At 62.2% G+C, this 26,179-nt stretch carries 15 protein-coding genes; 12 read left to right on the top strand and 3 right to left on the bottom strand.

Annotated elements, in window-relative coordinates; all coding sequences use genetic code 11:
- The first annotated feature begins 7 nt into the window (after positions 1-7).
- Genes fdhF through mobA form a run of 3 tightly spaced genes read left to right on the top strand, consistent with a single transcriptional unit; the run spans position 8 to position 4,234 of the window.
- Positions 8-2,863 carry a formate dehydrogenase subunit alpha gene (fdhF, locus tag C7435_RS12220; RefSeq protein WP_121211811.1) on the top strand — a complete coding sequence of 952 codons (2,856 nt, stop codon included), beginning with the start codon at positions 8-10 and terminating at the stop codon, positions 2,861-2,863.
- Positions 2,844-3,653, top strand: a complete 810-nt coding sequence (gene fdhD, locus C7435_RS12215; RefSeq protein WP_233350767.1) for a formate dehydrogenase accessory sulfurtransferase FdhD — start codon at positions 2,844-2,846, stop codon at positions 3,651-3,653. The genes fdhF and fdhD overlap by 20 nt, the downstream gene beginning before the upstream one ends.
- A complete protein-coding gene (gene mobA / locus C7435_RS12210) occupies positions 3,650-4,234 on the top strand; it encodes a molybdenum cofactor guanylyltransferase (protein ID WP_121211807.1) in 585 nt (194 codons plus the stop codon). Before fdhD ends, mobA begins: the two co-directional genes overlap by 4 nt.
- Here mobA and C7435_RS12205 read toward each other — a convergent pair.
- Complete coding sequence (locus C7435_RS12205) at positions 4,231-9,870, bottom strand: Ig-like domain-containing protein (RefSeq protein WP_170150460.1); 5,640 nt, start codon at positions 9,868-9,870, stop codon at positions 4,231-4,233. The genes mobA and C7435_RS12205 overlap by 4 nt on opposite strands.
- A 614-nt stretch (positions 9,871-10,484) precedes the next feature.
- On the opposite strand from C7435_RS12205, the gene C7435_RS12200 reads away from it, so the two are divergent.
- The 6 genes from C7435_RS12200 to C7435_RS12175 all read left to right on the top strand — a co-directional run bounded on the left by C7435_RS12200 (position 10,485) and on the right by C7435_RS12175 (position 18,023).
- Positions 10,485-11,795, top strand: coding sequence for a UDP-glucose dehydrogenase family protein (locus tag C7435_RS12200; RefSeq protein WP_075191533.1), 1,311 nt, complete (start codon positions 10,485-10,487; stop codon positions 11,793-11,795).
- A gap of 81 nt (positions 11,796-11,876) precedes the next feature.
- Positions 11,877-13,397, top strand: coding sequence for a phosphomannomutase/phosphoglucomutase (locus C7435_RS12195; RefSeq protein WP_121211803.1), 1,521 nt, complete (start codon positions 11,877-11,879; stop codon positions 13,395-13,397).
- Between the two features lie 201 nt (positions 13,398-13,598).
- Positions 13,599-15,419: a glutamine--fructose-6-phosphate transaminase (isomerizing) gene (gene glmS / locus C7435_RS12190; protein WP_075191604.1), complete on the top strand. Its 1,821-nt coding sequence runs from the start codon at positions 13,599-13,601 to the stop codon at positions 15,417-15,419.
- 148 nt (positions 15,420-15,567) lie between these two features.
- Positions 15,568-16,395 (top strand): ABC transporter permease, encoded by an 828-nt coding sequence (locus C7435_RS12185; protein WP_075191535.1) that lies wholly within the window; start codon positions 15,568-15,570, stop codon positions 16,393-16,395.
- A gap of 8 nt (positions 16,396-16,403) precedes the next feature.
- Positions 16,404-17,195 (top strand): ABC transporter ATP-binding protein, encoded by a 792-nt coding sequence (locus tag C7435_RS12180; RefSeq protein ID WP_121211801.1) that lies wholly within the window; start codon positions 16,404-16,406, stop codon positions 17,193-17,195.
- A 69-nt stretch (positions 17,196-17,264) separates the two neighbouring features.
- Positions 17,265-18,023 (top strand): FkbM family methyltransferase, encoded by a 759-nt coding sequence (locus C7435_RS12175; protein ID WP_121211800.1) that lies wholly within the window; start codon positions 17,265-17,267, stop codon positions 18,021-18,023.
- Between the two features lie 179 nt (positions 18,024-18,202).
- Here the strand turns inward: C7435_RS12175 and C7435_RS12170 are convergent, their stop codons facing one another.
- On the bottom strand, positions 18,203-19,270 hold the full coding sequence (locus C7435_RS12170) for a glycosyltransferase family 4 protein (RefSeq protein WP_075191605.1): 1,068 nt from the start codon (positions 19,268-19,270) through the stop codon (positions 18,203-18,205).
- Positions 19,271-19,519: 249 nt separating this feature from the next.
- On the bottom strand, positions 19,520-19,774 hold the full coding sequence (locus C7435_RS12165) for a hypothetical protein (protein ID WP_121211796.1): 255 nt from the start codon (positions 19,772-19,774) through the stop codon (positions 19,520-19,522).
- On the opposite strand from C7435_RS12165, the gene putA reads away from it, so the two are divergent.
- The 3 genes from putA to C7435_RS12150 all read left to right on the top strand — a co-directional run bounded on the left by putA (position 19,773) and on the right by C7435_RS12150 (position 26,137).
- Complete coding sequence (gene putA, locus C7435_RS12160) at positions 19,773-22,898, top strand: bifunctional proline dehydrogenase/L-glutamate gamma-semialdehyde dehydrogenase PutA (RefSeq protein WP_121211794.1); 3,126 nt, start codon at positions 19,773-19,775, stop codon at positions 22,896-22,898. The genes C7435_RS12165 and putA overlap by 2 nt on opposite strands.
- 285 nt (positions 22,899-23,183) lie before the next feature.
- Positions 23,184-25,085 (top strand): ribonucleoside-diphosphate reductase subunit alpha, encoded by a 1,902-nt coding sequence (locus C7435_RS12155; protein WP_075191538.1) that lies wholly within the window; start codon positions 23,184-23,186, stop codon positions 25,083-25,085.
- Between the two features lie 221 nt (positions 25,086-25,306).
- A complete protein-coding gene (locus C7435_RS12150; protein WP_075191539.1) occupies positions 25,307-26,137 on the top strand; it encodes a lipid A-modifier LpxR family protein in 831 nt (276 codons plus the stop codon).
- The last annotated feature ends 42 nt before the right edge of the window (positions 26,138-26,179 follow it).

The raw sequence follows: 26,179 nt of genomic DNA, 5'->3' as shown, positions 1-26,179 counted from the left end.
GTTCGTCATGCCCCTCGACCAGGACCTTGATTTCGGCACACCGGCGCCGCGTGGCGCCACCCGGTCTGTCACGCTGGAGATAGACGGCTTCGATGTCACCGTGCCGGAAGGCACCAGCGTGATGCGGGCGGCGGCGCAACTGGGCACGCAAATCCCCAAACTCTGCGCCACTGACAATCTGAAGGCTTTCGGCTCCTGTCGGCTCTGCCTGGTCGAGATCGACGGCAAGCGCGGCACGCCGGCTTCCTGCACCACACCGGTCGAGCCGGGCATGAAGGTCACCACCCAATCGGACCGGCTGGCGCGCCTGCGCCGCGGGGTGATGGAGCTTTATATCTCCGACCACCCGCTCGATTGCCTGACCTGTTCCGACAATGGCGATTGCGAGCTGCAGGACATGGCGGGCACTGTCGGCCTGCGCGATGTCCGCTATGGCTTGGCCGGTGAGAACCATGGCGGGCAGGCGAAGGACGTCTCCAACCCGTATTTCGATTTCGAACCGTCCAAATGCATTGTCTGCTCGCGCTGTGTGCGCGCCTGTGACGAGGTCCAGGGCACGCTGGCGCTGACGGTCGAGGGACGCGGTTTCGACTCACACATCTCGGTCGGCGGGCCGGACTTCTTCAATTCGGAATGCGTCTCCTGCGGCGCCTGTGTGCAGGCCTGTCCGACGGCCACCCTGCAGGAAAAAGCGGTCGTCGAGCATGGCGTGCCGGACCGGACGGTGAAAACCACCTGCGCCTATTGCGGGGTGGGTTGCTCCTTCAAGGCCGAGCTGAAGGGCAATCAGGTTATCCGCATGGTGCCGGACAAGGACGGCAAGGCCAATCACGGCCATTCCTGCGTCAAGGGCCGCTTTGCCTGGGGTTATGCCTCCCATGCCGACCGCATCACCGCGCCGATGATCCGCGACAATATCGACCAGCCTTGGCGGGAAGTGTCCTGGGATGAGGCCATCGGCTTTGCAGCGGATCGCCTGAAAGCGACCCAGGCCGCGCATGGCCGCAAGTCGATCGGCGCCATCTCTTCCTCGCGCTGTACGATCGAGGAGGTTTGGCTGGTCCAGAAAATGGTCCGCACCGCCTTTGCCAACAATAATATCGATACCTGCGCCCGGGTCTGCCATTCGCCGACCGGCTATGGCCTCAAACAGACCTATGGAACCTCCGCCGGCACCCAGGATTTCGACAGTGTCGAAGAGGCCGATGTCATCTTGCTGATCGGCGCCAATCCAACCGACGCCCATCCGGTCTTCGCCTCGCAGATGAAACGCCGCCTGCGCGCAGGGGCCAACCTGATCATCGCCGATCCGCGCGCCATTGATCTGGTGCGGACGCCGCACATCGAAGCGGCCCACCATCTGGCTCTCCAGCCGGGCACCAATGTCGCCCTGGTCAACGCGCTGGCCCATGTCGCCGCCACCGAAGGCCTGCTCGACGAGGCCTTCATCGCCGAGCGCTGCGAGGCCGACAGTTTTGCCGACTGGCTCGACTTCATCCGCGATGAGGCCAACTCACCGGAGGCCGCGGCCGCCATCACCGGTGTGGCCGCCGAGGACATCCGCGCTGCCGCGCGTCTTTATGCGGGTGGTGGCCGGGCGGCGATCTATTACGGGCTCGGCGTGACCGAACACAGCCAAGGCTCGACCATGGTGATGGGCATGGCCAATCTGGCGATGGCGACCGGCAATATCGGGCGGCGCGGCGTCGGCGTGAATCCGCTGCGCGGTCAGAATAATGTCCAGGGCTCGTGCGACATGGGTTCCTTCCCGCACGAATATCCCGGCTATCGCCATGTCAGCGACGACGCCACCCGCGCCACGTTCGAAGCCGCTTGGCAAAGCCCGCAGGACGCCGAACCGGGCCTGCGCATTCCCAACATGTTCGACGAGGCCTGCGGTGGCACGTTCAAGGGCCTTTATGTGCAAGGCGAAGACATCGCCCAGTCCGACCCGAACACCCAGCATGTTGAAGCCGCCCTGCGGGCGCTCGACATCCTGATCGTGCAGGACCTCTTCCTCAACGAGACCGCGCGCTTTGCCCATGTCTTCCTGCCCGGCACCTCCTTCCTCGAGAAAGACGGCTGTTTCATCAATGCCGAACGCCGCATCAACCGGGTCCGCCCGGCCATACCGGTCAAGACCGGCATGGCGGAATGGGCGGTGACGCAGGCGCTGACCAACGCCATGGGCTATGCCGAAATGAATTATGCCGGTCCCGCCGACATCATGGACGAGATCGCTGCCCTGACGCCGACCTTTGCCGGCGTCTCGCATGCCCGTCTCGACAGCGATGGCAGTGTGCAATGGCCCTGCGACGAACGCGCGCCACAGGGCACGCCGATCATGCATGTCGACGGTTTCGTGCGCGGCAAGGGGCATTTCGTGGTCACTGAATTCGTGCCGACCACCGAACGCACCAATCGCAAATTCCCGCTCATCCTGACCACCGGCCGCATTCTCAGCCAGTATAATGTCGGCGCCCAGTCGCGGCGGACCGAGAATACGCGCTGGCATGAAGAGGACGTGCTGGAGCTTCACCCCAGCGATGCCGAGGCGCGCGGTGTCCAGGACGGGCAATGGGTCTCGGTGCGCAGCCGCAAGGGTGAAATCACCCTGCGGGCCAAGCATTCCGAACGCATGGCGCCGGGTGTCGTCTATACGACTTTCCACCATCCCGGCACCGGCGCCAATGTGGTCACGACCGAGAATTCCGACTGGGCGACCAGCTGTCCGGAATACAAGGTGACGGCGGTTGAAGTGAGCCCCGCCAATCACCGCTCGCCCTGGCAGGAAGACTATGCCGACACACTCGCCGCGAGCCGCCGTATCGAGAAGGACAGCCGTGTCGAACCGGCTGAATAACACGCCCGTCATCCATGAAAGCGGCGAGGCCGCGGCGACAGCAAGCGATGTCGAGCTGGCGGACGGGACACGCTGGGCCGTGCCCAATGAAGTCCCGGTCGCGATCACCTATAACCGCCGCAACCATGCCGTCATGCTGGCGACGCCGGCCGATCTCGCGGATTTCGCGATCGGGTTTTCGCTGTCCGAAGGACTGGTCCGGCAGGCCGGCGAGATCGAGGCCATCGAGATCATCCACCAGCCGCTCGGGGTCGATCTTCACATCACCCTCAACGCCGAACGCTTGGAACGCTTCGACCTGATCCGCCGTCGCCGCACCTTGCCGGGACGGGCCGGCTGCGGCTTGTGCGGGCTGGAAAATGCCGAATCCCTGACCGCGCCCCTGCCCCGCGTCGCAGACACGCCGGCGGATGTCACCGAAGCCGCGCTGGCGACCGCCTTCGCCACGCTGGCCGACTGGCAACCGCTGAATGCGCGCACCCGCTCGGTGCATGCGGCCGCCTGGGCCGGGTGCGACGGGTCGATCCTGGCGGCGCGCGAGGATGTCGGTCGCCACAATGCGCTCGACAAGCTGGTCGGCGCCCTGGCGCACACAGGGCAGGACATGTTTGACGGTTTCCTGGTGATGTCGAGCCGCGCCTCCTACGAGCTGATCGAGAAGGCCGCCCGGGCCGGCATGCCGGCGCTGGCCAGCCTGTCAGCGCCGACCCTGTTGGCCATCGACAGGGCGAAACAAGCCAATATCCGGCTCTATGCCGCCAGTCGCGGCCGGTTCGTGGCGGTGACGTGACGCGCTTCGGCATCATCCTGGCCGGCGGGCAATCGCGACGGATGGGCGGTGTCGACAAGGCCGGGCTTGAACTCGGCGGGCGGCGGTTGATCGACCATGTCATCACGCGCCTGACGCCCCAGGTCGATACTGTGCTGATCGCTGGCCCGGATGATTATGGCAGCGGGCTTGCCACCCTGCCCGACCCGGAGGACGGTCCGGTCGGTCCCGCCGCCGGCCTGCTGGCAGCGGCCCGACATGTGATCGCGGTCGGCGCCACAGACCCGGCCCTGGTCACCGTCCCGGTCGACACGCCCTTTCTCGCGACAGATCTGGTGCACCGGTTATGCGCCGACCCGCTGCCGGCCGTGGCGCAATCCGGCGGGCGCTTGCAGCCGGCTTTCAGCGCCTGGCGACCAGACACTTTGCTGGCGCTGCTGGCGGACCTCCCGCCCGGCTCCGGCCCGGCCCTGGCCGCCCTGGCCGATGCGGCGGCGGCGCACCGTGTTGATTTCGCGGTTGGCGATGCCTTCCTCAATATCAACACGGTAACCGATCTCGAACAGGCCCGCCGCAGGCTTGCCGCAACGCCGTCCGATTAGTTGAAGGACAGGCGCAGTTCGATGCGGGCCGAGCGAGCCTCAAAGTCGCCGTCACCAAGACCGGACACATCCGCTTCCAGCGCGATTGATGCACCCGGCGCCAACTGACCCTGAAGGCCCAGCCGCGCGTCGAGGCGGACATCGCCGGTTCCGACCAGAAGGCCGTTCTCGTTCAGCAGCTCGGCGGGATTATAGTCCCACACCCCGGTCAGGCCGAGGCTCGGCTCCCACCAGCCACCGTCGGCCTGCGCGAAGCGATAGGCAAATTCCGGCCCGGCTTCGAGACGGCCAATGGCGATGGTCTGCGACGGGATGTCGATGGCAAGACTGTCGACATAGGCGTCCTGGGTCTCCTCGAAATGCGCCAGGCTGGCCGACGGCCGGATACGCCAGGCACCGGACTGCCACTCACCGCTCAAATTCATGCGCAGCAAGTAGCGGCTCGTTTCGAACTCGTCCTCATAGAGGCCAAGAGGATCGACCGTATTGCTGGACTGGCCGTAGAGCGCCATGGCGTCGAACCAGACCCCGTCGGTCAGCTGATGCACCACATAGGGGCCTGCCAGCCAGCCGGTGCCACCGACACGGGCGCCACGGATGCCGCCGGCCCGCTCGGCAATATCGTCGGTCTGCTCGTCCATCCAGTCACGCTGGACCAGGACACCAACCAGCGTGCCGTCGCCCACCGACCAGTCAGCACCGAGCTGCAGCACGCCGAAGGCGCTGTCGGTGCCCTCGCCTGTCCGGTCATCGGAGAGCGAGGAATAACGCGCCGACAGCCAGACATCCAGGCCTTCGCCGCGCGGATGGGTGGCGCCCGGCGCCGCATCCATTTGCGGCGCACTGTCGCGGGCATGATTGCGCATGCCCGAGAGGCTGGTCGACATCGCCATCATGCGCGTGCCGCCATTGATGTCGGCAGAGAACTGCCCCGGCGAACGGGTGTCGCGATCCCGCAAGCGACGGGTCAGGTCCGGCGCCGCATCCAGGATGCGATCAGCCCGGCGAACCATGAAATTGCGGATGGTGCGCTGGGTCGCTAGCCGGATTTCCGCCTCGTCCCGCGTATTGGCGAAGGTGCAGACAATGTCTTCATTGGCGTCGAGATCAATGTCGACACGGCCGGCGGCCAGATCGATCACACTGCCGCCATCGGTATCCCCGACACAGCTCAGCGTATCCAGACGCCAGCCCTGCGGCAGGCTTTGCGTGACATCATACTGGCCCAGGAGTTTGCGGACCGGCGTGGTCTCGGCATAGCCGTTCTCCGTGGTCAGGCTGAGCCCGTCAAGATCGGCATCGCTGGAGGCGAAGCCGAAGGTCGCGTCACGCTGGACACCGCCCGGTGTGGTCGAGACCAGCTGGATCGTGCCACGACGCTCGGCGATCGTCACCGTCAGCGGGATCGCCACGACGATCGTGTCACCCGCCGCATGGGACACAGCATTCGGCCCCTTGGCGATGGCATCACCATCGAGATTGATGACGGTGATGGTGCCGGTATAGGTGCCCGCTTCCAACTCGTTGGCCAAGGCGTTGACCGTGATGGTCAGGTCGAGTTCACCAAGCGCCGGGATCGTGCCCGACATCGGGTCAACATCCAGCCACGGCACATCAACCTCGACCCGGAAGGCCACCGACTCACTGCCCGGATTGGAGATGCTGGCTTCGGCCGACACATCGGTGGGGTCGATCACCTCCTCGCCGAGATCAACAGAGACCTCAATGGCACGCGAGATGGCTTCGATCTCGGCAGTCACAGCCGTATTGCCGTTTTCGGCCGCGTCGGTCGCCGCATCAGCCGTGATCGACAAGCTGATCGTACCAATGGTCTGCGGCGTGACGAGGACAGAATATTCCGCCGCCCCGACGACCGTGAATTCTGACAGGTCGGCATTCACCGCGACAATATCGGACAGGTCGAAGCCTGTGACATCCTCGGAGAAGGTGATGCCGGCTGTGAAAGCCCCTTCAACGGTATCGCCCGGCAGGTTGAAAGCCGGGACCGGCGGCGTGTTGTCGAGGATGAGCGAGAATTGTTCGGCCGCGCTGTTGCCATTGCCGACGCCATCCGTGGCAACATCCGCAGCAAGATCGACCGTCAACAGGCTGCCGGCCTGCGGGGTGACCAGCACGGTGTAAACCGCGCCCTCACCGGCCAGGTCGGACAGGCTCGCCGTGGTTGCCACCAGGTCGGCCAGTTCAAACCCGGTGACAGCTTCGCCAAAGGTGATGGTGAGCGTGAAGGATCCGGTGACCGGCAGGGTCACATCACTGGACAGCACCACAGTCGGCCCGGTCAGATCATTTGTGACCGTGGCTGTTTCAGCAGCGACCGAGGCGTTGCCCGCTGCATCAATGGCCGCACCCACCGCCAGATGAATGGTGACATTGCCTTCAAACAACGGTGTCACCGTCAGCGTGTAGTCGGCACCCGATCCCGCCAGATCGGACACCTCACCATTCACGACCATGAAATCGCCCAGGGCGAGACCCGTGACCGGCTCCGAGAAGCTGACAACCAGACCAAATGGGCCAGCAACCGTATCACCGGTCGCAGAGGCCAGGGTGACGGTCGGCGCCGTGAAGTCTGCGCCGATCGTGAACGGCGTCGCGGCATCATTGCCATTGCCGGCGGCGTCACTGGCAGCACCTTGCGGCAGTTCCACGACCACATCGCCATCGGCGCTCGGCGTGATCAAAACGGTATAGCTGTCACCGGATCCGGTCAGATTGGACGCCACCCCATTGGTCACCACGAACTCGCTCAGTTCGAGACCTGTGACCACTTCATCAAACGCGACCGAGACCGTGAAGGCACCGGCGACCGGATCTGTGGCGTCGGAGCTGATGACCACACCGGGAGCGGTGACGTCATTGGCCAGATAAAACGTATTGTCGTTGGCGCCGGTCGGCGTTGTGCCGACAAGGTCCAGCCCGGCCAGATCGGTGATGGTGTTGGCGCCGCTGACCGTCAGCGTGACCAGACCGTCATGATCGGGAATATCCCCATTATACGCGATCACCTGGAATGCGGTGCCGGTTTCACCGGAATCGCTGCTGGACGGCCTCGGCGCTTGCCCACGCCCGGGCCCGGGCCCGCCCCTGACGGGATAGACGGCCAGATCCGCATCAGCCCCGGAAAACACAAAACTCCCCGGGCCGACATTTTCAACCGTCTCGGAAAAGGTCACCAACCATGCGACTTGATCCTCATTGGTGGTTTCGGTTGTCGGGCTGAAGCGCTCGATCGAGACGAGGCTTGGCGGCGTCACTTCATACTGGACACTCAAGGAAGCGGTGTATGTGTTCGCATTGCCGGCCAGATCGGTGACGCTTCCAGGCAGCAATTGCACAAGCACTTCGCCAACATTCGTCGGCACGATCTGGACCGTGGTTTGAGTGCCGCTCGTGCTGAGACCGTCAATCGTGCCATTGGTCACGGTGATATCGCCCGCGGTGATTGCTCGCGTGGCTTCCGTCGTGGTGATCAGGATCGGGAATTCATCCGCGACACTCGAGCGGCTCGACACGATGCCGGCTTCCGGCGCGATATTGTCGATCGTCACTGTCCACTCGGCAGCGCCACCACCGACCACAGCGCCCGATTCCATATACAGGTTGGAATGGTCGCGAATACTGAAACTGCCGGCCTGCTGCAGCGACACTGTCCCGTTATAGTCAGGCAGGGCGCCGCCCGACACTTCAACCAGATAGACAGTCGGTTCGGGATTGGTCACCGTCGGAAGACCACCGATCTGGGGCACGAAGAAGTCAAACCGGTCGAACGCAAGCACCGGTTCGGAAACCGTGATTTTCCAGGTCAGCGTATCGGAATTGGTGGGCGAGCCGCCGGTCGTCACAAACTCGACGCTGGTGATGGTCGGCGGTGTTGCATCCGAGATGACGGACGCCTGCTCGGCGGCCATGTTCGGATTTCCAGCGAGATCATTGAACGTGCCCGCCGGCACATCAATGGTCACCTCACCTTCGCCGTCAGGCGTCACCTCAATGTCGATGAAGCGACGTTGGGCATTGGGTGAGAAGGACGTGACCGAGCCATTACCGACCACGATGTCGTCGGCATCAAACGTGTCGTAATCCTCGGAAATCTGGATGAAAACGGAGAAGGACCCGCCCGGAACGCTCGGCCTTGCGGCGCTGAACTCCACCGTCGGTGCGGTGTTGTCCATATCGTAATAGGTGCCCCAGATCCCGGTCGGGTTAGGCGAGGACAGGCGATTGCCGTACTCGTCAAAATGGTTCACGCCATCGATGGAGATAGCAATAAGGCCATCCAGATCAGCGAGATCTCCACCCGACGCGGTGACGTAGAATCCCACCGAGTATCGCTCGACCGACAGCGTCGCCGTGGTTCCAGTCAACCTGAAATCATCGGGCTCGAGGTCAAAAAAGCTGGAAATCGACGAGAAGGCGAAGTCCCAGGTCACCGAATCAGCACTGGCTCGGTCACCAGTCGGGTCGTAGCGCAGAACATCGCGCAAGGTCGGCTGGACGCGTGAGACCTTAAAGGTTTCATTGGCGCCGGACGGCACGGTGTCAGAGAGGGCGCGGTCGTCATCATCGACGATGTTCTGGGACCCACTGAAGCCCAAGCCGACCTCGCTCGCGAAACCTTCGGCGCCGAGATCGCCGCCGCTCGCGAACACCAGCCAAACGTCGTCCCCGTCGCCGTCACGAGAAATATTGTGCACGGCCGCGGTAGAACCGCTGACCAGGAAATCGTTGCTGCTGACATCCGATACCGGTTTGGAAAATTCAACACGCCACGCCAGGCTATAAGCATTCGTGTACTCGGTCGCGGGATCGTGCCGCGTGATCGAGACGACTTCCGGCGGGTCGAGATCAGCCTCGATCGTGAACGGGGTCGACGCCAGGTTCGGATTGCTTGCCTGATCATAATACGAGCCCGCAGGCAGTTCGACGGTGACGGTTCCTGTCGCGGTCGGCGTGACATCGAAAACGGCACGATCGGCGGTGTAGTGATTGAGATTGGTGACGGTTCCGTTCGTGACCACGAAATCAGACTGCCCAAAGCCGGTGATATCGTCCGCATTTCCCTCATGCGGCGTGAACGAGACCGCCATCGAGAATGTCCCGCTGACCGTGCCGGAGCTGGTGCTGGAGAAGGTGCCAATGGGCTGGGTATTGTTCACCGTCACCGGGGAGTCGCCATAGCTCGGTGCGAGATTGGTGAGGGGCGCTCCTGTCGAGCTTTCGATGTCCTGGCCCGCTGCAAGGTTAAAATAGACCTCACCATTCAGACCGGCCAGGTTTCCACCCGATATTTCGATCTGGTACCGCGACGCGCTGAGCGCGGAAAATGCCGTGACCGTGGCGGTTGTCCCGGTGACGACAAAATCACTCGCATCGACGTTCACGACATCGGAGTCGAACTGGGCAACCACGCTAATAACATCGAGGTTGGTGTAAGTGGGCCCCGAGAAGTATTCGAGCCGCGGCGATACCGGCGCCGGTATCGCCCAAGCCAGGACGGGCGCCGTTGCCAGCATGACGCCCGCAAGGGCTGCCAAGACCGATATGCCCGCCTTGGCCGGTTGTTGAAGCGCATGACGCGCGCCGCGAAGCGCTTGTGAAACCAGCTGCGTGATCATCTTCAATCCCCGTCTGCGGCGTGGATGGCGCCGCCTGCCTGAACTCGAATACCTTGGCCGGCCCGCCCCGATGGTCTGGAACGGACCGGCCATGGGTGGCGCCCCCCGGCACACACCCGGATGCCTGACGCGCAAATGGGCGCGGCCAGACAAAACTCGTCGCGTGGAAAAGGCAGGATTTGGCGGGCACCGACAATCGCCCAAACGGGTGGGTCGGTGCAGATTTCGTCAGATCGGCGCGCGCCCAAAGTGTGTCGGAACGGCGCCGCCTTCACGAGCCTTGATTGCCGCGGGCCATGCCGTTGGGGAAGCCGCCAGCGAGACCACCCCCCTTGCGATGATCTTGACCCGTACGATCTGAAAATGGATCCAACATCATCGCGAATGCGTGGCGGCGCCTGCACGCCCGCTCGCCTGTGACCCGCCGAACCCGCGCTGTGGCGTTTTTTTTGTCGCTGCGCTGTTGACAATCCCGGCGCTTGTTTGGCTTTTCGCCGGACATTTGAAGCTTTGCTGGCACTGCAGGGATATGCGGAGATTTCGCGGCATTACCTCCTTGCGCCCCGCTGTCCTGTCGGCGATACCGGCATTGATCGGAACTGGAGGGAATAATCATGCGCGTCGCAATGATCGGAACCGGCTATGTCGGACTGGTGTCGGGAGCCTGTTTCGCTGACTTCGGGCATGAAGTTGTCTGTGTCGACAAGGATGCCAGCAAGGTTGAAACGCTGAATTCCGGTGGCATTCCGATCTATGAGCCGGGCCTTGACCTGCTCGTTCAGCGCAATGTGCGTGAAGGTCGCCTCTCCTTCACCCAGGACCTCGCCGAAGCCGTGAAGGCCGCCGACGCGGTCTTCATTGCCGTCGGCACCCCGTCGCGCCGCGGCGATGGCTTCGCCGACCTCAGCTATGTCTATGCTGCCGCAAAGGAAATTGCGGAAGTCATGGACGGCTACACGGTGGTTGTCACCAAATCGACCGTGCCGGTGGGCACCGGTGATGAAGTCGAGCGGATCATTCGCGAGACGCGACCCGACGCTGATTTTGCCGTCGTTTCAAACCCGGAATTCCTGCGCGAGGGTGCTGCGATTGATGATTTCAAACGGCCGGATCGCGTCGTTGTCGGCACCGATGATGACCGCGCCCGCACCTCGATGAATGAACTCTATCGCCCGCTTTTCCTCAACGAGACGCCGATCGTCTTCACATCGCGTCGCACGTCCGAGCTGATCAAATACGCCGCCAACGCCTTCCTGGCGATGAAGATCACCTTCATCAACGAGATTGCGGATTTGTGCGAAAAGGTCGGCGCCAATGTCCAGGAAGTTGCCAAGGGCGTCGGGCTCGACAACCGGATCGGCGGGAAATTCCTGCATGCGGGACCCGGCTATGGCGGCTCTTGTTTCCCCAAGGACACGCTGGCACTGACCCGCACGGCCCAAGATCACGAGGCGCCGCTGCGCCTGATCGAGACGGTCGTTGAGGTCAATGATGCCCGCAAACGCGCCATGGCCGACAAGGTCATCGCCGCCTGCGGTGGCGATGTGAAGGGCAAAACCGTGGCGGTGCTCGGCGTCACCTTCAAGCCGAATACCGACGACATGCGTGATGCGCCGAGCCTCGAGATCATTCCGGCCCTGCAGCGTGCCGGTGCGACCATCCGGGCCTTTGACCCGGCCGGCACCGTGGAAGCCGAAAAACTCTTCGACAATGTCGAGTTTGTCTCCGGCCCCTATTTCTGTGCCGAAGGCGCCGACGTTCTGGTCATCATCACCGAGTGGAACGAGTTCCGCGCGCTGGACCTGAAACGCCTGAAGTCGACGATGAAAGCCCCCGTGCTTGTCGACCTCCGCAATATCTACACGCTGGACGAAGCCACCAATGCCGGCTTTGCCTATACCAGCGTCGGACGTCCCAACGGCTGATCACAGCCCGACGGGTGCAGCCCGTCGGGCTGCGCTCGTCGCGAGATCCACCCTGCCTGTCACACAAGAAGCGGTGTTCCCATGACGACCAAGCCCCATGCCAAGCTGACGCCCAATTCCTGGGAGTTTGAAACCGAAGCCCTGATCAAGCCAACCGGTTTTCGCGAGTATGATGCGCGTTGGTGGTTCGGGCACCCCGGATCAGATACTCCACCCGACCTCAACCTGTACGGCGTCCAGGCGCTGGGGATGGGTTTGGGGACGCTGATCCACGAACTCGGTGTTGCCCCGAAAATCGTTGTTGGCCATGACTTCCGCAGCTATTCGCTGAGCGTGAAGCAGGCATTGGAAGTCGGCCTTATGGCGGCGGGCGTCGAGGTTCATGATATCGGCCTGGCGCTGTCGCCCGTCGCTTATTACGCCCAGTTCGACCTCGACATACCCTGCGTGGCGATGGTCACGGCCAGTCATAACTCCAACGGCTGGACTGGCGTCAAGATGGGCGCCAACCGTCCGTTGACCTTTGGTCCTGACGAGATGAGCCGGCTCAAGGAGATTGTCCTTGCCGGCGAGGGCCGGACCCGCAGCGGCGGTGGCTATGTTCGCCAAACGGGCGTTACCGAGCGCTATCTCGCCGACGTCGCCGAAGATGTCGCGATCGAGCGGCCACTCAAGGTCGTTGCGGCCTGCGGCAATGGCACGGCCGGTGCCTTCGCCCCGCAAGCGCTGCGGGCAATGGGTGTCGAGGTGATCGAGATGGATTGCGAACTCGATCATACTTTCCCACGCTACAATCCGAACCCGGAAGACATGAAAATGCTGCACGCGATGCGCGACGCTGTCTTGGAGCATGGCGCCGATGTCGGCCTCGGCTTTGACGGTGATGGTGATCGCTGCGGTGTGATCGACAATGAGGGCGAGGAAATCTTCGCCGACAAGATCGGCCTGATGCTGGCGCGCGATCTCGCGCCGCTGCACCCGGGATCGACCTTCGTGGTTGACGTGAAATCAACCGGCCTGTTCACCATTGACCCGATCCTCGCCGAGCATGGCTGCAAGACGGATTATTTCAAAACCGGTCACTCCTATATCAAGCGTCGCTCCAAGGAATTGGGCGCGCTCGCGGGCTTCGAGAAGTCCGGGCACTTCTTCCTGCAGCCACCGATCGGCCGCGGCTATGATGACGGGCTCATCGCGGCCCGCGCAGTGTTGCAGATGCTGGATCGCAACCCCGACAGGTCGATGGCCGACCTGCGCCGCGCCCTGCCCGTCAGTTATGGCTCACCGACCATGTCACCGGCCTGCGCGGACGAGGTGAAATATGACGTGGTGGAGCGGATTGTGGCCGCTTACAAGCTCAAGGCAGACCGCGACGAGCGCATTGCGGGGCGCCGGATTGTCGACGTCAACACCGTCAACGGCGTCCGCTTCACGCTCGAAGACGGTGCTTGGGGATTGGTTCGCGCTTCCTCGAACACCCCCAATCTTGTTGTCGTGGTCGAAAGCCCGGTGAGCGCGGACGATGTGAAAGCCGTGTTCTCGACAATCCAGGCTGAGCTGGGTGCCCACCCGGAGGTCGGTGCTTTCGACCAGCAGATTTGACGGCGAGCTTGGGACCGGCATGGCCAATTCTTGACCTGTCGCCAACCTGGCTATGTAACGCCGGGCTCAGGTTGTAATCTCCTGCAGCACTTGTTGACTGCACGCGTCTGCATGACCCCGGTGCGTCATGCTACTTGTCTGGTCAGTATTGTTTAACTCGGCGCGCGGCAGCCTGCTGGCGCGATGGATCGGGAGTCGGTGATGTGCGGAATCGTGGGAATTGCAGGGTCGGGTCAGGTCACGGCGCGGCTTGTTGACGGGCTTCGGCGCCTTGAATACCGCGGGTATGATTCTGCGGGGGTCGCCGTGGTGTCTGCATCGGGCCTGGAGCGACGGCGCGCGTCGGGAAAAATCTCCGCTTTGGAAGCCCGGATCGCGACCGATCCGCTCGACGGACCTGTCGGTATTGGTCACACGCGTTGGGCGACACACGGCGCCCCGACCGAGGCAAATGCGCACCCGCATGCCTCCGGACCCGTCGCGATCATCCATAACGGCATCATCGAGAATTATGTTGAACTCCGGGAAGCCCTGATAGCCGAGGGATTCACGTTTGAAAGTCAGACCGACACGGAAGTCGTCGCCCACCTCATCAATTCGGGTCTCAATTCGGGTTGTACAATGGACGCGGCATTCGACGCCGCGGTCGATCGGCTTTGCGGCGCCTTTGCATTGGCGGCAATCAATGCCGACGTGCCCGGGCGTATCTGGGTGGCGCGGGCCGGCAGCCCGCTGGTTATCGGCTTGGGCGACGGGGAAGGCTATATCGGCTCCGATTCCATGGCTCTCGCCGGCTGGACCAACCGGGTCATCTACCTCGAAGAGGGTGATCGTGCGGTTGTGACAGCCGACGGAGCGAGCATTGTTGACACGAACGGCCTCACGGTGGAGCGGCCGGTGCAGATTTCGCGGGCGATTGCCGGTTTCGCAGACAAGGGCGCGTACCGCCATTTCATGGAGAAAGAGATCCATGAACAGCCGGATGTGATCGCACGCACGGTGTCGCGTTATCTCGATCTGGATGCAGGTCGGCTCCGGACTGGCACCCTGCTGGATTGGGCCAATATTGACCGAATGGTCGCGACCGCATGCGGCACGGCTTTCTACGCGGCATCCATCGGGAAATTCTGGTTCGAACGATATGCGCGGCTGGCAGTCGAAATCGACGTTGCGTCGGAATTTCGATACCGGGAGCCGGTCATTTCTGCGCGCGACGGGGCGCTGTTCGTTTCCCAGTCCGGTGAGACAGCCGACACACTGGCAGCACTGCGCTATTGCCGTGAAGTCGGGGCCCGCACCCTGGCTGTCGTCAATGTGGCGGAGTCGTCTATCGCCCGCGAGGCGGATGTCGTCGCCATGACCGATGCCGGCCCGGAAATCGGGGTGGCCTCGACCAAGGCGTTCACCGCGCAGCTCGCCGCGCTCGCCTGTATTGCTGTTGGTGCGGGCCGGGCGCGTGGCCAACTCGACGAGGCGACCGAGCACAAACTTGTACAGGCCCTGCTCGAGGCGCCGCGATTGATCAATAGCGTTCTGGCAATCGAGCCTCAGATCGAACAGATTGCGCACCGCCTGACGTCCGCAGAGAATGTTCTTTACCTGGGCCGCGGCACCTATCACCCCTTGGCCATGGAGGGGGCACTGAAGCTGAAGGAAATCAGCTATATTCATGCCGAGGGCTATGCCGCCGGGGAACTCAAGCATGGCCCCATTGCCCTCATTGAAGAGGGCAAGCCGGTCGTGGTGACGGCGCCCCATGATGCGCTGTTCGCGAAGATATTATCGAACATCCAGGAAGTCGCCGCGCGCGGAGCAGAGGTGATCTTGATCACCGATGCAAAGGGCGCCGAGGAAGCGGACGGCGTGGCGTCGCATATCCTGGCGATGCCGGATTGTCCGGAAATCGTCCGCCCGCTCGTGACCGCCATTCCGATCCAGTTGCTGGCCTACCACATCGCCTCCCTGAAAGGGACGGATGTCGACCAGCCACGCAATCTCGCCAAATCGGTGACGGTGGAGTGACAAGACCGGAGCCCCGTGGGCATTTCCCCGTCGTCTGTGCGGCCGGTTCGAATTGCCCAGCTGGCCACCGAACAGGATGGACACCGCTTCGCGGGTCATTTAGGTCAGCGTTGATTACATCGCAGCCACCGAACTGTAGCGACAAGCCATGAACATCCAGAACAGACGGTATGACCTTCACGCTGCCAGTGGTGTTCGCGGCTTTTGGGACGATTTGTGGGCAGGCCTCTTGATGGTCGAGCTATGGCGAACCTTTGCCTGGGACGAAATCCAGCAACGCTACCGGCGCAGCATGCTCGGCGTGTCTTGGATCGTCCTGTCCTTCCTGATGTTTGTCTGCGGCGTGTCGTTTTTCTTTTCCGCCCTGTCAGGCCGCGAAATGGAAAATTTCATCGTCTACGTCGCGTTGGGCTATGCGGCTTTCATCTTCATCTCGGGGAATTTTCTCGACGGCTGCCAAGTTTTCACGTCGTCCCGTGTTTGGATCAAGGCAATGTCCTTGCCCTATTCAGTGCATGTTTACCGGAGCCTGTTTCGGTCGTTCGTGACTTTTTCTCTTCAAATGGCCGTGGTGTTTCCAATCATGATATGGTCAGGCTGGACTCCCGGCCTGATTACGCTGATGGCCATACCTGCGCTCGCAATTTATGTACTGAACGCCATTGCCGCCCAATATCTGCTGGGCCTGATTGCGGCTCGTTTCGAAGATGCCGGACACTTGGTGGCTTCCATCACGCGCTTGTTGATTTTTGTTACACCAATACTGTGGGTGCGCGAGGGACTCGATGGAGCCCGCGCGTTTGCGGCGGATTTGAATCCCTTGACGCACTATGTCGAAATTTTCAGAGCTCCTTTTTTGGGAGAGATGCCGAGAATGACAAGCTGGTTGGTGGTTTTCGGGGTGACCGTCGCGGTCTGGGTGGCGGCCGCACTATCAGCGGCCATATTCCGCCGCCGCTTGCCGTATTGGTTATAAGATCAGCCATGTCTCACATTTTCGTTCAGGACCTCACCGTCACCTATCCCTTGTTCAATCGTGCGCGGAGTTCGCTCGACACCCAGACAGCACCGCTCGATGCAGCTGAAGGTTTTGGTGGCACCCAGCGCTTGGTCCGCGATGGTCGGGGATACATCAAGGGTGTTCGTGCCCTCGATGGCATCTCGTTCGAGGTACATGAAGGCGAGCGCTTGGGCTTGGTCGGGGCGAACGGCTCGGGGAAAACCACGCTGCTCCAGGCTCTGGCTGGCATCTATCCCCCGGAAAAAGGCTCGATTGTCGTCGAGGGGCAACGAACCAGCCTGGTCAACATCAATCTGGGCATGCGCAGCGAGGCAACCGGCAACAAGAACATCACCTTGCGAGGGCTTGCGTCCGGGCGAACGCGTGCGGAAATCGAGGAACGTCGAGCAGAAATCGCGGCCTTCGCCGGACTGGGTGAGTTCATCGATCTCCCGGTCGACACCTATTCTGCCGGCATGCGCATGCGATTGAATTTCGCCATCGCCACTGCTTTCGAACCGGATATCCTCATTCTCGACGAATGGTTGTCTGCCGGCGACGCGAAATTTCGCAAGGCCGCCAACGAGCGGATGGCGACATTCGTCGGGCGTGCCGGCATCCTGGTGCTCGCCTCTCACAGCGCCAGCCTGTTGCAGACAAATTGCACCAGAGGACTCTGGCTACACGATGGCAAAGTGCATATGGACGGCCCGATTGATCAAGTTCTCGCCGCGTATGAGGCTCTGGGCAATGGTCGGAGTACGATCAAAGCGTAACTGCAGAGTGACCAGGAATGCGGCGATCTGACGCCCGCAGCGTTCAAAAATTAGCGGAGCTAGTTACACGTGACTGCCACTTCACAAGGCCCACTGAAGCATCTCGTCGGATTCGCCCGGCGAGTTCGCAGACGGTTGGGATTGGCCAGGTCAGCCCGCTCCCCCAGGAAGCTGGAATCGCTCCAAGTGCTGCGCCGCCGCGGAATCCCTGTGGATGCTGTCGTTGACGTGGGCGTGTTGCACGGCACTTTCGAACTCATCGATAGTTTTCCCGACGTGCATCACTTCCTGTTCGAACCGGTGGAAGAGTGTGCGCACATTATCAGTCAAGCCTATAGCAAGCTTGACTACACGCTGGTCCCGAAGGCTGTCGGCAGCGGAGACGGTGTCACATCAATGCGCATACTGGGCGAGCCGGGCTCCCTGAACTCGAGCGCGCACATCAAGGTGGTCGGCGAAAACGGAAGCGAACGAAGCGTCGAGGTGATTTCTCTGGATTCTTGCTTTGACCAATTCGAGACAGTCGAAAATTGTCTTCTAAAAATCGACACGGATGGTAGCGAGATCGGTGTATTGAAAGGGTCATGCACCTTTCTATCAAGGTGCGCCGTTGTCATTGTCGAGGCGACCAAAGACAACATTATAGAAGTCATGTCATTTATGTCGGATCGAAAGTTTCAAATATTTGATATGGTAGAGCCTTGTTATTTCGATGACGCTCTATGGCAAGTCGACTTGATATTTATTAGAAAAGAGTTGTATGACGATAAATTTGGAACCATACTTGGGAATGATTTCGACTCTTCGAAGTATCAAATTTTTACTTAAGTATCCGTGATCGCTATTCTCATCTTATACTAATTTGAAGAAGACCCGGATGCGAGGCGCGACGCTCGCCTCAAACACCCACCGTCCATTTTTCACCAAGCCCCGCCCCGGCGGCATTGGCTTGGTTGTCATAAAGCGCCCCAAACCAACACTGCGGGACCGGCTGTTGCGAGACGCCGCTAGTACAACGTCTTGCGCTTGCGCAGACGGCGCCAGAAGCGGCGACGTTCAGGCTTGGGGTGAGGCTTCAGGTTTTTCACGAAATCAATCGCACATTGCCGCCAGGAATGCTTCTCGGCGTGGGCGCGCGGGGCCGCGCGGTCGATCTCGAGGCAATCGAGACAGGCTTGGCGCAGATCATCATTGATGAAGCCACCGCCGGATCCGGGAATGATGTCCTTGGGGCCATGGGCCGGGAAGGCCGCGACCGGTGTACCGCAACCCATCGCCTCCAGATTGACCAGACCGAATGTGTCGGTCCAGCTGGGGAAGACAAAAACATCGGCATCGGCGAACCAGCGCGCCAGTTCGGGACCGAATTTCGGACCCGGGAAGACCGCGTCAGGATAGCGCTCCTGCAATTCCTCACGCTGCGGGCCGTCACCCACCACCACCTTGGTGCCGGGCAGGTCGAGCTTGAGAAAGGTCTCGATATTCTTCTCGACCGCGATCCGGCCGACATTGACATAGATCGGGCGCTCGAGGCCGGCATAGACATCCTCGCCGCCGACGAAGCGCTTGTCCGGATTGAACAGGTCGACATCGACACCACGGGCCCAGGCGGTCAGATTCTTGAAACCGCGCGCAGCGAGATCGTCGCGCATCGACGGTGTGGTGACCATCACCCGGCCAGAGGCATTGTGGAACCAGCGCATGAAAGCGTAGCCCAACCCGACCGGGATGAAGGGGAAGCGGGCATTGATATATTCGGGGTATTTGGTGTGATAGCTGGTGGTGAAGGGCAGCTTCCACTTCACGCAGATACGCCGCGCGGCCAGTCCGAGCGGACCTTCCGTGGCGATATGGATCGCTTCCGGCTCGAAGGCCTTGAAGCGTTGGGCGATGTCCTTGCGGGCACCGAGCGCCAGCTTGATTTCGGGATAGGTCGGCATCGGGAAGGTCTTGTAACCAAGGCCGGGATGGATGACCTCGACCTGGTGACCCATGGCGCGGCATTCCTCGACCGTGCGCGACAGGGTCCGGACCACACCATTGACTTGCGGTTCCCAAGCGTCGGTCACCAGCATGATACGCTGGGGACGATCATCGCCATTGTCGGTATTGGAGTCGATCTCGTCGTCGATCTCGTTGTCGGTATCGGCCGCCTTGGATGGGGTGGGGATTGCGTCGGTCATGGCATCCTGTATCGGTCTGGCGCGCGGCGCCGGGTCGTGCGGGTGGTCAGCCGCGCCCAGCCGGGCGGGCTGACAATGTCGGCGCACAGCATAGCGGTGAATGGCGCGGCTTGAAGCGAAGAAAGCGGTTGGCGCCAACCATCAGAAAAATGCAGTGACCAGGCGCTGGGAGACATCGGCGCCGGCGTGGCCCTGACGGGCAAGAAATTTGTGATCGTTGCGGGCTTGAACCCGTCGCCGCGCAATGTTTGGCTCGAAGTCGAAGGGCGTTCCCTGTTTGGACCGTTCAAGGCAACTGAACCCGAAGACAAAAGAGCGGAAGACTTCGCTTGCCCTTGTCAAAACCCCGGACCATTGTCCGCGCCGTTCATTTGCTGAATAGGGAGTTTCAGCCATGAATGTCCAGGCTCGTGACATGATGCGATGGGATGATCTCGATTCGGTGAAATTCGCCGATGAAACGGCGGCGGTCCGTGACCTCGCCGCAGCGACCGGTCTTGATGAGGCGGCGCGCGAACGTGTGCGTACGGCGGCGATCGACCTCGTCAGGACGGCGCGCAAGACCACCAAGGCGCGCGGGCTGATGGACAGCTTCCTGCAGGAATTCACCCTGTCCAACCGCGAGGGTCTGGCCCTGATGTGCCTGGCCGAAGCCTTGTTGCGCGTGCCCGATGCGGCCACCGCCGACAAGCTGATCGCCGAGAAAATCTCCGACGGCGCCTGGGCGGAACACATGGGCCGCTCGGAAAGCTGGCTGGTCAATGCCTCGACGCTGGGCCTGATGCTGACCGGCAATCTGATCGATGTTGATCCGGAAGCGCGCAAAAGCCCCGGCACCTATCTGCGCAAGCTGACCCAGAAAATGGGTGAACCGGTGATCCGCGCCGCCGTGTTCCGCGCCATGGGTATCATGGGCGAGGAATTCGTACTGGGCCGGACCATCAAGGAAGGCCTCAAGCGCGCCAAGAAGGGCGAGGGCGAGCTGTGCTCCTTCGACATGCTCGGCGAGGGCGCCCGCACCGCCAAGGACGCGGCGCGCTATCACAAGCGCTATCTCGAAGCGATCGAGGCGGTTGGCAAGGCGCGCCGCGACGGGCCGGTGGAGAGCGTGCACGGTGTGTCGGTCAAACTCTCGGCCCTGCACCCGAAATATTACGCGGTGAAGGAAAAGCGGGTGCTCGAGGAGCTTTACCCGCTGGTGCTGGAACAGGCGATCGCCGCCAAGTCGCATGATATCGGCTTTTGCCTGGATGCCGAGGAGGCCGACCGGCTCATCCTGTCGCTGAAATTGCTCGACAAGCTGGCCCGGGCGCCGGAGCTGGCCGACTGGAATGGTCTCGGTCTCGCCGTGCAGGCCTATCAGAAACGCACCCGCCGGATGATCGAGCAGCTGATCGAGCTGGGTCGCGCTACCGGGCGCCGTTTCATGGTCCGCTTGGTCAAGGGCGCCTATTGGGACAGCGAGATCAAATACGCGCACCAGAACGGCTGGCCGGACTTTCCGGTCTGGACCACCAAGCCGGCGACCGATCTCAACTATCTGGTTTGTGCCCGCGTCATCCTGGCGGCCCCGGACGCGATCTACGGCCAGTTCGCGACCCATAATGCGCATTCGCTGGCGGCGGTGCGCGAGCTGGCACAGCAGGCCGGTGTCGAGTCCTATGAATTCCAGCGCCTGCACGGCATGGGCGAGGCGCTCTATCAGGCCGACGCCCAGATCAATCCGGACACGCCGGTCCGGGTCTATGCGCCGGTCGGCAGCCATGAAGACCTGTTGCCCTATCTCGTCCGGCGCTTGCTGGAGAACGGCGCCAACACCTCATTCGTGCACTCCTTCCTCGATCCGGAAGTGCCGGTCGAGACGGTCGCCAGCGGCCCGTTCGAGGTCGCCAAGACAATCGACCGCCACACCAAGATCGCCTTGCCGAAGGATCTTTATGGCGAGGACCGTGCCAATTCGACCGGACTCGACCTGTCGCAGGCCGCTGCGCGGCAGCGTGTTGCCCGCGCCTTCGAGGCGTTCAATCGGGAAGACGAGCTCAATGCCACACCGCTGGTGGCCGGGCATGAGGTCGACGGAGCGGCGCACCAGGTCATGTCGCCGGTCGACATGTCGCGCCAGGTCGGCTCCGTGGTCGATGCTTCGGTCGATGATGTGAACACCGCCTTTGACAGTGCTGTTGCCGCCCAGCCGGGCTGGGACCGCCGCGGCGGCAAGGCGCGCGGCGCCATCCTGCGGGCCATGGGCGATGCCATGGAAGCCGAGATGGATCGCCTGCTGGCGATCATGGCGATCGAAGCCGGCAAGACCCTGGCCGACGGGATCGCCGAAGTCCGCGAGGCCGTCGATTTCTGCCGCTATTATGCGGCCCAGGCCGAGCGCGAGTTCGACAGCGCGGTGCGCCTGCCGGGGCCGGCGGGCGAGACCAACCATCTCGGCATGAAGGGGCGCGGTGTCTTCGTCACCATCAGCCCGTGGAATTTCCCGTTGGCGATTTTCGCCGGTCAGGTCGCTGCGGCGCTGGCGGCGGGCAATACCGTGCTCGCAAAACCGGCCGAGCAGACGCCGTTGATCGCCTTTGAGGCCGTCAAGATGTTCCACAAGGCCGGTCTGCCGGCCGACGTGCTGCACCTCCTGCCCGGGCGCGGTGAGATTGTCGGGGCGGCGCTGACGACCGATCCGCGCACCGCCGGCGTTGCTTTTACCGGCTCGACCGAGGTGGCGCGCCTGATCAACCGCTCGCTGGCGGCACGGGAGACCGCGATTGCACCGCTGATCGCCGAGACCGGTGGTCTCAATGGCATGTTCGTCGACACCACCGCACTCAAGGAGCAGGTGATCGACGACGCCATCCAGTCTGCCTTCGGCTCTGCCGGGCAGCGCTGTTCGGCCCTGCGGGTCATCTTCCTGCCGGAAGACACGGCCGACGAGATCATCGAGGGGCTGGCCGGTGCCATGGACGAGCTTCAGGTCGGTGACCCCGCCGACCCGGCGACCGATGTCGGCCCGGTGATCGACAATGAGGCCCGGGAGATCCTGCTTCGCCATGTCGAGCGCATGGAGGCGGGAGCCCGGGTGATCAAACAAATTGATGTCGGTGACAGGTTCGACAGCGGCTTCTTCTTCGGACCGACCCTGGTGGAACTGCCCTCGCTCGACCTGCTGGAGCGCGAAGTGTTCGGGCCGATTCTTCACGTCGTGCGATACAAGCGCAAGGAATTGGCGGCCATTGCGGCTGAGCTCGCGGACAAGGGCTATGGCCTGACCCTGGGCATCCACTCGCGTCTTGCATCTTTCCACAGGCAAATTCAGTCGCTGGTGCCGGCCGGCAATATCTACGTCAATCGCAACATGGTCGGGGCGGTTGTCGGGGTGCAGCCGTTTGGCGGAGAAGGCTTGTCTGGCACGGGTCCCAAGGCTGGCGGGCCGCACTATCTTCACCGTTTCGCCGGTGAGCGGACGGTGACGATCAACATCGCGGCCCAGGGCGGCGACCCGGAACTGCTGAACCTCGACTGAGCCAGGGTTAACGGCTGTTAATCCTTGTTGGACACGGAGATGCGCCCCGTTAACGATGTGTGACGGGGCGCATATCTTATTAGGGGTTTGTTAACCAAAAAATCCGCTCAAGGATCATTCTCCCCGTTGACCAGCGCCCCGCCTTTGATCCACTATATGTTGGGTCGGCTGGCGACAGCGACACACTATACAGATTTTCTAACGACCTTTGGGTTTGTTCGGTGCGCAGCATTGGGGCTGGCGCAACAGGGATTTTTTGCCTCGGGCTTGGGGAGTAAACTTACCATGACGCCACTGGATACCGCCGCGACACAGACCGTGGAATCGACCCGCCAGACGGTTTCGACAACCCGACGCGGCAAGCCCAAATCGCATGGTGGCGATGCCTCGCATCTGCGCGTGGTTGAAAGCGTCCGGATCGATCCGTCGCGTGATGCCTTCCTGACCGAGTTCGGCAAGAAGACGCTGGAAGACCGCTATCTCCTGCCGGGCGAGAGCTATCAGGACATGTTTGCCCGTGTTGCCACGGCCTATGCCGATGACACCGAGCACGCGCAGCGCCTTTATGACTATATCTCGCGCCTGTGGTTCATGCCGGCGACGCCGGTCCTGTCCAATGGCGGCGCTGATCGCGGCCTGCCGATCTCCTGCTTCCTCAATTCCGTCGGCGACAGCCTCGACGACATTGTCGGCACCTGGACGGAGAATGTCTGGCTCGCGTCCAATGGCGGCGGTATCGGCACCTATTGGGGTGATGTCCGTTCGATCGGCGAGAAGATCGGCGAAATCGGCCAGACCTCCGGCATCATTCCTTTCATCCGCGTGATGGACAGCCTGACCCTTGCGATCTCGCAAGGCTCGCTGCGTCGCGGATCGGCCGCCGTCTATCTCGACATCCACCACCCGGAAATCGAGGAATTCCTCGAAATCCGCAAACCGTCCGGCGATTTCAACCGCAAATCCCTGAACCTGCATCACGGCCTCAACATCTCCGATGCCTTCATGGAAGCCGTGCGGGATGATGCCGAATTCGAGCTGAAATCGCCGAAATCGGGCGAAGTCGTGAAGACGGTCAATGCCCGCAAGCTGTGGCAGAAGATCATCGAGCTGCGCCTGCAGACCGGCGAGCCCTACATCATCTATTCCGACACGGTGAACCGCGCCCTGCCGGCCCACCAGCGCAAGCTGGGTCTCAAGGTGCGCCAGTCCAACCTGTGCGCCGAGATCATGCTGCCGACCGGTTTCGACCAGAACGGCAAGGAGCGCACGGCTGTTTGCTGCCTGTCCTCGCTCAATGCGGCGAAATATCTGGAGTGGAAGGACGAGCCCGATTTCATCGAGGACATCTACCGCTTCCTCGACAATGTGCTGCAAGACTTCATCGACCGCGCGCCGGCCGAGATGGACCGCGCCGTCTATTCCGCCATCCAGGAGCGCTCGGTCGGGCTTGGCCTGATGGGCATGCACACCTTCCTACAGCAGATGAATGCGCCGTTTGAGAGCGCCATGGCCAAATCGTGGAACCTCAAGCTGTTCAAGCACATCCGCACGGCGGCTGACGCCGCCTCGGTGAAGCTGGCGGAAGAGCGCGGCGCCTGCCCCGATGCCGAAGCGTCCGGCGTGAAAGCCCGCTTCTCGCACAAGCTGGCGATCGCCCCGACGGCCTCGATCTCGATCATCTGCGGTGGCGTTTCGGCCGGCATCGAGCCGATCCCGGCCAATGTCTATACCCACAAGACCCTGTCCGGTTCGACCACGGTCAAGAACCCGCAACTGGAAGCGGCGCTGGACGCCAAGGGCATGAACACGCCGGGTATCTGGGCGTCCATTCTCGAGCACGAAGGCTCGGTCCAGCATCTCGACTGCCTCGACGAGCACGAGAAGGCGCTGTTCCGCACCGCCTTCGAGATCGACCAGCGCTGGGTGATCGAGCATGCCGCCGACCGCACGCCCTATATCTGCCAGTCGCAATCGCTGAACATTTTCCTGCCCGGCGACGTCAACAAGTGGGACCTCCACATGTTGCATTGGTCGGCCTGGGAGAAGGGCGTGAAGTCGCTTTATTATTGCCGCTCGAAGTCGATCCAGCGGGCCGCCTATGCCGGCTCCGAAAAGAAGGCCGACGCCGAAGTCTCCATGGCCGAGGCAGCCCCGACCGATTACGAGGAATGCCTCGCCTGCCAATAGGCGGGACACACAGATCGCCGGTCCGACCGAGGGGGTAGGACCGGCCGAAAAAGGGCACGGCAAGGTGCCCTTTTTTGTGTCCGGTTCGCACCGCTGCCGCGTTGCAACATTCCTTTCATTGGACCGGCCGGAGTGTCGGCGTTAACCTTTTCTCCCGTCAGGTGAATCAGCATGCATCGCGTGCTTTGATTTGCTTTTGTCGCGCTTGGGGGAGATGCGTGATGGGTACGACACGTGCCGCAGAAGTACTGACGGCCGGGCTGATTGCGCTCGGTGGCGTTAGCTGGGTGCTGACGCAGCCGGGTGACGCGGCGTCGGGCTGGGCATCCTCATCGCAAATGATCCAGCAACAGATGATGGCCGAGGGCGATGTCCGCCCCTTGTCGCCGGATGCGGCGCGGGTGGCCCTGTCGGCGCTGTCCCTCAGCAATGACCCGATTGGTGGCAATGCCCTGGCCGGTCTGACGCCGGTGGGTGGCAACCGGATTGATCTCGGCGAAGCCGGTGTGATCGAGGTGGCCGTGCTGGAGGATGTCCGCACCGACAGCGCCCATCAGCTCTTTTCGGCCCGCAATGACGGCTATTCTCCCGTGGTCCTGTCACGCGGCGAGCGCGCGCCGACCATTGCCGTCGCCTATGAGCGCGCTTTCGAAACCACTGGCTCCGGTCAGGAGCTTGATGTCAGCTTTACCCCGCGTGCCGCGGTCAGTGTCGGTCCGGACGGTTCCGCCACCAGCGCCGGCGCTGAAGTCCGCGTCGGCCAATACCTGCGCCAGGACAATCTGGCTGAAAGCCCCGCCTGGTATGTCTTCGCCGGGGCCGACCGACGCGCCCTGATGTATGATCCCGGTGCCGGGATCGACTTCCAGAACGCCATGTATTTCACCCAGCGCGAAGTCATCGGCGACGCCCAGGCCGGGATCGCCGTGCGCATGGGCAAGGCGGATCTGTCGCTGGCTTATGTGCGCCGCGAATACCGCCATGTTGCCGGTGTCCGCTCCTTCGATGAGACTGAGGAATTCGGCGCTGTCACGGTGAACTGGCGCTGGTAGGACGCGGTCAGGTTTTGACCGGGGCCGGCCTGAATGTCAGGC

This window comes from Maricaulis maris (assembly GCF_003634045.1).
Lineage (GTDB): Bacteria > Pseudomonadota > Alphaproteobacteria > Caulobacterales > Maricaulaceae > Maricaulis > Maricaulis maris.
Note: the sequence above shows the minus strand (reverse complement) of the source record. Positions and strands in the feature narration are given on the sequence as shown.